Raw genomic sequence first — 8,019 nt, 5'->3', positions numbered from 1 at the left:
CGCGAGACTTCCTCGCGGGCGACGAGCTTGTTCGGCAGCAGGATGGCGGGCGGCCCATCCTCGAATGGAAAATCCAGCCGCATCAGGCGGTTGTGTTGCGAGTTGCCGCTGAACGCCGACAGCGCGGCACCGGCCGCGATTACCTGGCTTACGCCCATTGACTGCCTCCGATAGCCGCTCGGCATAGCCGTAGCGCAAGTGGAAAATTGTCCAGCGGCTACGTTACCTCGGTGTCGCCAAAGCGAAATTGATGGCAATCAATACGTTTCCCTGAGCCATGTCTACAGTTTTCCTGACTGCAGTTTTATCGAACCGCTTTGATAGGTGGACCTGGCATGCCAAAAAACCTGAAACGATATGGGCCAGCGCCCACCGGAGGTGCCGCCCCGATCGTGCTTGGCCGTCGTTCGTCGCGGAGGCCGGCGGACGATGTTATCGATGTCGCCCCGGCGCTGGACTGCAGCCGGGTGACGACCCTTTTCGGCCGGCCGTATCCGGTCCAGTTCCGCAACCAGGGAGCGATCGACGCCTGGACGCGAGCGCTCGGGAGCACCGAGGTCTGGCGCCGCTAGCAAGATCGGGGCACGCTCTGCTGGAGCATCAGGCAGGAGGTATCCTGGCAGTTGGGGCACATGCATCCCATGTCTCTTGTGCCGAAGGAGGAGACCGAGAAAGTAGAAGCGAATCGTCGTATGCTCGCGGTCGAGGTCAGCACCAACCTGAAATACCACTTGAATAAGGGGACGGTGATCGAGGCCACGCCAGCGCTGGAAACACTGCTGACAAATTCAGACGTTGACCTCAGCCTGCCAATGAGTATCGTCGCGCCACCTTATCGGGCCCAGTATCTGCGCTTCGGCGAAGCGGCAATGCAATACCTGAAGGTACCGGCATCGCACGCCCCCGACCGCGTCTTCGATGGTGTTTTCTGTTTCTTTAACCCAGGATTCCGCACGTTGCGCCAAAGGTGAAACCCTTTGGACCTTGGAACTCGTCTTCGTCAGCAAGCGGCAGGATCGCTACAACGGCCACGTCGCACTGCTCGGCGAGACGGACAGGGGAAGCACCACTGTCGGCGAGTGGCTGGACAAGGTGCTTGACGCTGTCGCAGGGGAGCCTGTGGACGAGTTCCACCGGCCGATGCATGCGGCTGTCAGCTACGTGGTGAGGGTATTCCTCTACATGGCCTTGAAGCAGGCGCGGGTGATGCAGCACCTTGAATACGACGAGACGATGGGTCGCGCTGCCGGATTGGGCGAGCGCAAGCGCGCCAAAGTGTTGCAGAGGGCTGCCTCCCTGTATAACAGCATCCTTATCGGCCCAGAATCCTTGCCTTCAGCCGCCGCGGCAGGCGGGACGGGAAGCGGGGTGGCGCCACACTGGCGCCGCGGGCATTTTCGAATGCAGGCTCATGGGGTTGGCAACCAGCAGCGCAAACTTATCTTCGTCGCGCCGGTACTCATTCACGCGGAGCAACTGCAGGGCGAAGTGCCCTCACCAAGATCGTACCGGGCCGGCGCCGCGGCGGTTACCGGACCTTAGCCAGGCCAGGCATCGGGGGGCCGGCCTGAGGACGGGCGGCCGGGCAGGCGAAGCGCAGACCTGATGTCAGGGCGGCTGGTGACGCCCGGTGTCCCGGTGAGAAAAGTGTTCCAGCCGAGCTGGCGTGGGGCCGTCCTTGTGCTCAAGGTGAGCCGCTTGACGCAAGGGGGCGCCAGCAGGAGCCGCACTTCATAGCGCAACATCGGCACGGCAAAGACGCTGGCCATCTCTTCCAGCGCTGCTAGTGAGACGCCGCCAGGAAGAAAACCCTGAGCTTGCGCTTCATCCAGCGGCCCGATGTGCAGCCGGGCGCTCAGGTCGTGGCGCCACAGGCGTACACCGAGCGCGGCGCCGTAACCGAGGGTCGGCGTCGTGGTGCCGAGCGTGCTGCGACGGTTTTCGGGAATCGGATCCCAGCAACCGACGAACTGCTCCAGTCGGATTGGTACCCCGAAGTAGGCGGTAAGGACCTGTTCGACGGTGCTCGCCGATACGGGCCGGGTCCTGAGCAGTCCGGCAAAGTACGCTGCGGTCTCTTGCCTCACCCGGCCAGCCGACTGTTCGCCTCCCTGCAGGGGGCGCGATCTCGTACCCGACAAGGATGTCATTATTGGCAGCAGGAGATCCTGTCCGCGGACGTCAAGGCCATGCTCGACCCGGTACTTACCCCACGCCTCATAGAACAGCCCAATCAAGCGGTTCGACAGAACATCAAGCAGGTCCCGCTGACTGGCGTCTCCGTCATGTGCCTTGCGCGCGGCGATCCGCTCGGTGTCGTGCAGGGGCAGCGTGCCGCTGGCGCCCAGCAGCCCGATGAACGCCGGCGTGATACGGATGCGTTTTACTTGACCAGCGCGCATCGTGCCAAGCGCATCCTGCGTTTTCGGCTCGACATCGAGCGCCTGAACTTCGCTGGCCGGGAACGAAAGGGACAGGCTGTTGCGAAACGAGAGCACATCGCGAAATGCACGCTCATAGGGGATGCCCTGGCGCCGCAGATCGCGCAACAGCAGGTTGAGCAGCTGCGCGAATTCGAACCGATGCGGTTCGCCCAACAGTAGCCCGATTACACTAGATTCATGCTTCCGCTTCGTGGCTTGCATCGGAATAGTTCCTTTCCGCTTTGGCGAGACAGGATGACGAGTTCGACAAAGCTGTTCAGGTGAACGTACAGCGCGAAGAACTGATCGAGGACCTGCACGAACAGGTGCACGCCGGCGCCGGCATAGGCTTCCTCGTCGAGCGTGAGGCGAATTTCGGTACCGTGCACGAGCGACGATCCGTGCTTGTGCCTGATCCAGGCCGTGGTTTCGCTTTGATCGAGGGCAACGATGCCCGCAATTTGCCGGCGCGAGACAGGCGAGGGCGCCAGGTCGTACAGGGTCAGCATCTCGCGCAGACCTTCAGCGCCTTCCAGTGCCAGTGAATGATGATTGAGCGCCAGGTGCGAGATAAGGCGCCAATGCATGGCAGGCCCGTTCGCTAGCCGGGCCGGGCGGGTTGGCCTTCGTAATAGGCGTATTACGTCGCTGCTCGTCGCTCCAGGAACGAACAGGTCGCCCTCGGACGCGCCGATCTTGAGCGAGCACGGCAGGTTGCGGTTCGTACAACTCAGTTCGATGGACACGGTGTTTCTCTCGGCGTCGAGTGGCTCGCAATCGGCATTGACGAGCGCGATCGATTTCTCGTGGCCGGGGCTGCAGAGTGCGAGTGTCTCATCATGGCGCATCAGCCAGTAGCGACCTCGTTCCGTGCCGTCTTCTTCACCATGCTTGAGCGAATAGAAGGGGCGAAATTCGGTGACGGCTGCGTCCCTGCCGCGCTGGCGCACCATGTGCACCTTGTCGACCGAGTACACCTCATACGCCTGCGGGAAATCTGCGCTTGCGAGCAGGGTGTAGTCGGCGGAGAGCTGGTCAAACGTGATCGGTACGCCCGGCTGCCTGAACAGGTTGACCACAGGTGTGCATCCTTGCAGCAGATGCTGCTTCGACAGGCTTGCCAGCATCCGCGCCTTGTCGCCGTCGGGACAGATGTCGGCAATCGCAAGGTGCAGCGTGAAGTGCGTGCGGTCGGCAGGGATCCTGGGGAGCAGCCCGGGAATGTCGATGTCGAAGAAGTTGAATTTCTCGGGAAAGGCGAAATACTCGGCGAGGATTCGGTAAGCCTTGTGCGACCGGGCCTCGAATGGAATGAGCGCCTCATCGTCTGCAAAGCCGGCTGGCGTGATCGGAACAATTGGCAGCCGTTCCCAAGGCCCGTCGTCGTCCAGTTGCACGTACGCGGCCCGCGTATGCACGAAGAGTGCGTCGCGCAGCGCGGCGCAGAAGGATGAGTCACCGTCGGCGTACACGCGAATGCCAGTGGCCGTGGCCGGGGATAGCGGCTTTCCTGCGCCCGCCGATGCGAATTTGAGCGTTAGCGAAGAGGTGACGTCCTCGGGCAGGCGTGTGGCGACAGGTGCGCAGATGAGCGTCTCGAAACTTGCCTCGGCCAGCACGACCGCGGAAGGGCTGACGTCATAGACGGTCTTGAATGTGCACGGCACGCCATCCACTGCCGCGGACTGAAGCAGGGTACCGCGGGGCATCTCGGGGATGGCGTTGGGTTTTTCCTCCGCGCCTCGCTTGCCAACAAAGCGTGCGATCGCGCATGACGGAAATGGTCGCAAGTAGTGAGGGAAAAGCAGGTTCAGTAACGCCTCGGTGAACTGAGGGTATGAATCGTCCAGGCGCTTTGCGACACGTGCGCTGAGCAAGGCGACGCCCTGGATCAGGCGTTCCACATGTGGGTCGTCGCATGTGTCTCCGCCCATCTGCAGTTTTGCCGCCACCTTGGGATAGCGCTGCGCATATTCCCGGCACAGTGACCGGAGGATCACGAGCTCGCGCTCGTACTTCGTGAACAGTTCATCCATAGGGTTGGCGATTGCGCTTTCTACTTTCTAATTCGTACCTTCGATCGAATACTGCTGGAGAGAAGGACGAAACACGGCATTGAAAGACATCTGTTCGGTCAGCGAGCCAGTTTTGAGCTGAGCCGTGATAACGAAGTCGACACGGTTGATGGCGCCTTTGCGCGCCCGCAGTGTCACCTCGACCTTGTGCAATCGCGGCTCATGGCGCTCGATTGCCAGCCGAACGGATTTGCAGATTTCTTGCTGATCGGTGTCGCTGTTCATGCACATGCCGGCGAAGTCGATGAGGCCGTAGTTCACGATGGAACCCGACACCGCGGGGTAGGGCGCGAGGGACGCTGGTGCCAGGGCCGACCGGGTGTTGAGGAGGGCCTGCAGGTCGCGTGTAACGCTGCGCATGGCCTCGGCCAGTGCATGAGCGCGGACTAGGCGTTTGTTGCCTGGCGCATGCTCGCTGTCATCGTCCAGACGGTCGAACAGCCCGGGAGTAAAGCCTTGCATCGTGTTCTCCTCGATGGGGCCGGAAGTGACCACGGCATCCATTATCGAGTCTTGAGGCAAGGAAATTTTGCGTCATCGCAATGGAGACACTGGATAAGCCAATAGGGAGCTGGGTTGAGCCAGATCAAGACCTGTCACGACATGCAAAGCCATTCTTCCAAGAATCTCTTTATCAAGAACATTAGGCGGAGGAAGCATGAGCGGGACATCGAAGATCATGTGGTCGGAAGGCCTGACGCTGGGTCCGCAACACTTCCAGCGTCAAGATCTCTACCACGAGACGCGGCTGCAGCGGATCGCGTCGGCCCTGAACCCGTACTTCTGGGGCGTGCGCTCGGTGCAGTGGAACCTGGACGGGCTTGGGCACAACCGACTCAGTGCAGATTCAATGTCGATCATTTTCCCCGATGGTGAGATATACGAGGCGCCGGGGGCTGACATGCTGCCTGAGCCGGTCGACCTCTCGCGCGTGCCAGCGGACATTGATACGTTCACATTTCACGTGGCGCTCGCCCTCGTCAAGCCACACGGAGGCAATGCCGACGAAAACGGGCGCTACGTGCGCTGCGACCAGTGCACGCCAGATTTGTTCAGTGACGCATTGGCGATCGAGGTGCCATTCCTGAAAAAGCAGGCGAGGCTGGTAGCACAGGCTGAAGTGCGTGCTCCACATACCAGCGTTGCCGTTGTCCAGATTCGTCGCGCAGAGCAGGGCGGGTTCGAGATCATCCCGTCGTTCATTCCACCGAGCGTCACGATTGGCGCCGAACCTGGTCTTCGGCGCATGCTGGATGGACTGGTCAGCGTGATGACCACGAAGATCGACTCGCTCCAACGCATGCACCGCAAGGCGAGTAACGAAGTGTACGAAGTCGGGGCAGGCGACATTTCATCGTGGTGGATGCTCAACATCGTCAGCACAGCGAACGCGCTGCTCATGCACTGCGCCCGGTCCCCAGGACTTCATCCGGAAATCATGTTTCAGCAGATGCTCGCCGCGGCTGGCGGACTAATGACTTTTTCCGACCGCTACAAGACAGCCGATCTGCCGGCATACCGTCACGAGGCGCTGGGCGAAGTGTTCATGGAGCTCGATGCATTGCTGCGTGACCTGGTCGACACGGTCATAGGGACAAAGTATTTCATTATCCCGCTGGTTGCCGACCGCAGCCGGCGTGCGTACTCGCAAGCGGTACTCGACCCGGCAAGGGTGACGAAACAGACACAGCTCTATCTGTCGGTCACCGCCGACATGCCAGGGCTTGAACTGGTAACGACGGTGCCGATGAGGCTCAAGGTCGCCGCGCCTGAGAATCTTGAGAGCATTGTCGGGTCGGCCTTGCCTGGCGTGCCGTTGGCTCACATGCCCCAGGTTCCCCCGGCAATCCCGGTGCGCCCCAATTCTTACTACTTCTCCGTGTCCACGAAAAGCGCGCTGTATGAAAAGGCACTGGATGCGGGAGCGCTGGCGATTTATGCGCCGGACGGGATACCTGGGCTGAAGATCGAGTTGATCGCCGTTACTTAAGGTCACCTCGAATAACCCTGGTCTGATGGTGGTAGGCCCACAGGTCCAGCATCTGCCCCGAAAATTCACTGCCGTTGTCGACGAACAGGCATTTCGGGGGCGTGCGTTTTGCGACGATCCGGTTGAGTGCAGTTACCACGTTTTCTCCGCGCAAGCGATGGCCGGCCACGATGGCCAAGGACTGCCGGCTGTAGATGTCGATAATCGTCGGCAGTCGAATTTTCGTTACGTCTGCGAGTTGGTCCGCTACAACATCCATTCTCCATGCGTCGTTCGCTCTACGTGGCTGCATGCGCGCCTGGCGGGCCACTGCACTCCTGCGCCGCTTCTTGCGCCAGGCGCGCAACTGCAACCGCGCCAGGCAATACCAGCGGTAGGTCTGATTGACGCCCAGCTGAAAGCCTTCGCGCTTGAGCAGTCCGTGCAGGCGCCGGTAGCCCCAACGAACGCGTACCTGGGCCAAGCTCGCGCAAGCGCTGGCGCAGTGCCAGCTTCGGATCCTTCTTGCTCGACAAATACTGCGTGCTACGCACTTGCTTGATCAGCCGGCAGGCCCGCGCCAATTTCAATCCGTAGTGATCGACGATGTAATCGACCACCTCACGCTTCAGCGCGGGCCCCCCCATTTTTTGAGGCGACGTCCTGCAGGATCGCTTTGTCCAGACTCAGCTCAGCTACCAATTTCTTCAGCCGTGCGTTCTCGTCCTGCAGGATCTTGAGCTCCCGCACGCCTTCGGATTGCATACCGCCGTACTGCTTCTTCCAGCGGTAAAACGTCTGCTCAGAAATGCCAAGCTGCCGGACAATGTCGCAGACCGCCATGCCCAGTTCGGCCTGCTTCAAGACCGATACGATCTGTTCTGCCGGAAAATGTTTGCGCTTCATGGTCAAGCCCTCCCGCAAAGGAGTTATTGACCAAAAACTCACGTCCGGAAGTGTCTAGTTTTGCCAAAGCAGATCAGGACCGGCGCTGGCACAAGCAAAGCCATTGCAGCGGGATATAACAGGTAGGCGAACGGTCCCAGGGGGAGTTGAATCAAGATTTGGAGCCACCCCACTATGAGGTAAGCAGCCGTGCCGGCAGCTACCTTGCCAGCACTGATCGGTTTCTTTTGCATTACTATCTCTCCTCTTGGTGTGCTGAAGTCTTGCCATCTGCCGTTAGCCGAAGCACGGCCGTACATCGGGTCGGCTCGCCTTCCCCGCACTGACGATCGGGAAGGAGTTCAAACCGAGGCGCTTCGGATCCGGCCCTGTCGAGGGCTTGAGCCACGATTTGCCCAGCAAGAGTTGGGCCTCGTACTGCACCGAGGACAGTGCAAACGCGCTGATTTTGACTTGCTTGCCCTAGGGCGTGTCTGACTGAGTTCATAGGAGCCATAACATAATTGTTGCCACGGTCACGGCAGCGAGGAAGTTATGGCCGCGCTTGTCGTAGCGAGTGGCGATGGCGCGGAAGTCCTTGGGTCGATTGATGGCGCGCTCGACGACGTTGCGTCCTTTGTAGATGTGGGCGTCAAACCGCGGAGGT

General features: G+C 60.5%; 6 protein-coding genes and 2 pseudogenes. 3 read left to right on the top strand and 5 right to left on the bottom strand.

Going from position 1 to position 8,019, the window contains the following annotated elements:
- Window positions 1-632 precede the first annotated feature (632 nt).
- Both ACFPOU_RS19585 and ACFPOU_RS19580 read left to right on the top strand, forming a co-directional pair.
- Window positions 633-971 carry a hypothetical protein gene (locus tag ACFPOU_RS19585; RefSeq protein WP_379725208.1) on the top strand — a complete coding sequence of 113 codons (339 nt, stop codon included), beginning with the start codon at window positions 633-635 and terminating at the stop codon, window positions 969-971.
- A 13-nt stretch (window positions 972-984) separates the two neighbouring features.
- Window positions 985-1,542: an AcrVA2 family anti-CRISPR protein gene (locus tag ACFPOU_RS19580; RefSeq protein ID WP_379725205.1), complete on the top strand. Its 558-nt coding sequence runs from the start codon at window positions 985-987 to the stop codon at window positions 1,540-1,542.
- On the opposite strand, the gene tssG is transcribed toward ACFPOU_RS19580, so the two are convergent.
- Genes tssG through tssE form a run of 3 tightly spaced genes read right to left on the bottom strand, consistent with a single transcriptional unit; the run spans window position 1,539 to window position 5,002 of the window.
- Window positions 1,539-2,645, bottom strand: a complete 1,107-nt coding sequence (tssG, locus tag ACFPOU_RS19575) for a type VI secretion system baseplate subunit TssG (protein ID WP_379725202.1) — start codon at window positions 2,643-2,645, stop codon at window positions 1,539-1,541. The two genes, ACFPOU_RS19580 and tssG, sit on opposite strands and share 4 nt — an antisense overlap.
- Window positions 2,609-4,459: a type VI secretion system baseplate subunit TssF gene (gene tssF / locus ACFPOU_RS19570; RefSeq protein ID WP_379725198.1), complete on the bottom strand. Its 1,851-nt coding sequence runs from the start codon at window positions 4,457-4,459 to the stop codon at window positions 2,609-2,611. The genes tssG and tssF overlap by 37 nt, the downstream gene beginning before the upstream one ends.
- Before the next feature lie 27 nt (window positions 4,460-4,486).
- Complete coding sequence (tssE, locus tag ACFPOU_RS19565; protein ID WP_379725195.1) at window positions 4,487-5,002, bottom strand: type VI secretion system baseplate subunit TssE; 516 nt, start codon at window positions 5,000-5,002, stop codon at window positions 4,487-4,489.
- 154 nt (window positions 5,003-5,156) lie between these two features.
- On the opposite strand from tssE, the gene tssK reads away from it, so the two are divergent.
- Window positions 5,157-6,488 (top strand): type VI secretion system baseplate subunit TssK, encoded by a 1,332-nt coding sequence (tssK, locus tag ACFPOU_RS19560; RefSeq protein WP_379725192.1) that lies wholly within the window; start codon window positions 5,157-5,159, stop codon window positions 6,486-6,488.
- A 13-nt stretch (window positions 6,489-6,501) separates the two neighbouring features.
- Here the strand turns inward: tssK and ACFPOU_RS19555 are convergent.
- Both ACFPOU_RS19555 and ACFPOU_RS19550 read right to left on the bottom strand, forming a co-directional pair.
- Window positions 6,502-7,373, bottom strand: a pseudogene (locus tag ACFPOU_RS19555) (IS3 family transposase); the annotation flags it as partial.
- Window positions 7,374-7,856: 483 nt separating this feature from the next.
- A pseudogene (locus ACFPOU_RS19550) lies at window positions 7,857-8,019 on the bottom strand (IS5-like element ISDge16 family transposase); the annotation flags it as partial.

This window comes from Massilia jejuensis (genome assembly GCF_042656795.1).
Taxonomy (GTDB): Bacteria; Pseudomonadota; Gammaproteobacteria; order Burkholderiales; family Burkholderiaceae_D; genus Telluria; species Telluria jejuensis.
The sequence above is the reverse complement of the archived record's forward strand: the minus strand, read 5'-3'. Positions and strand labels throughout refer to the sequence as shown.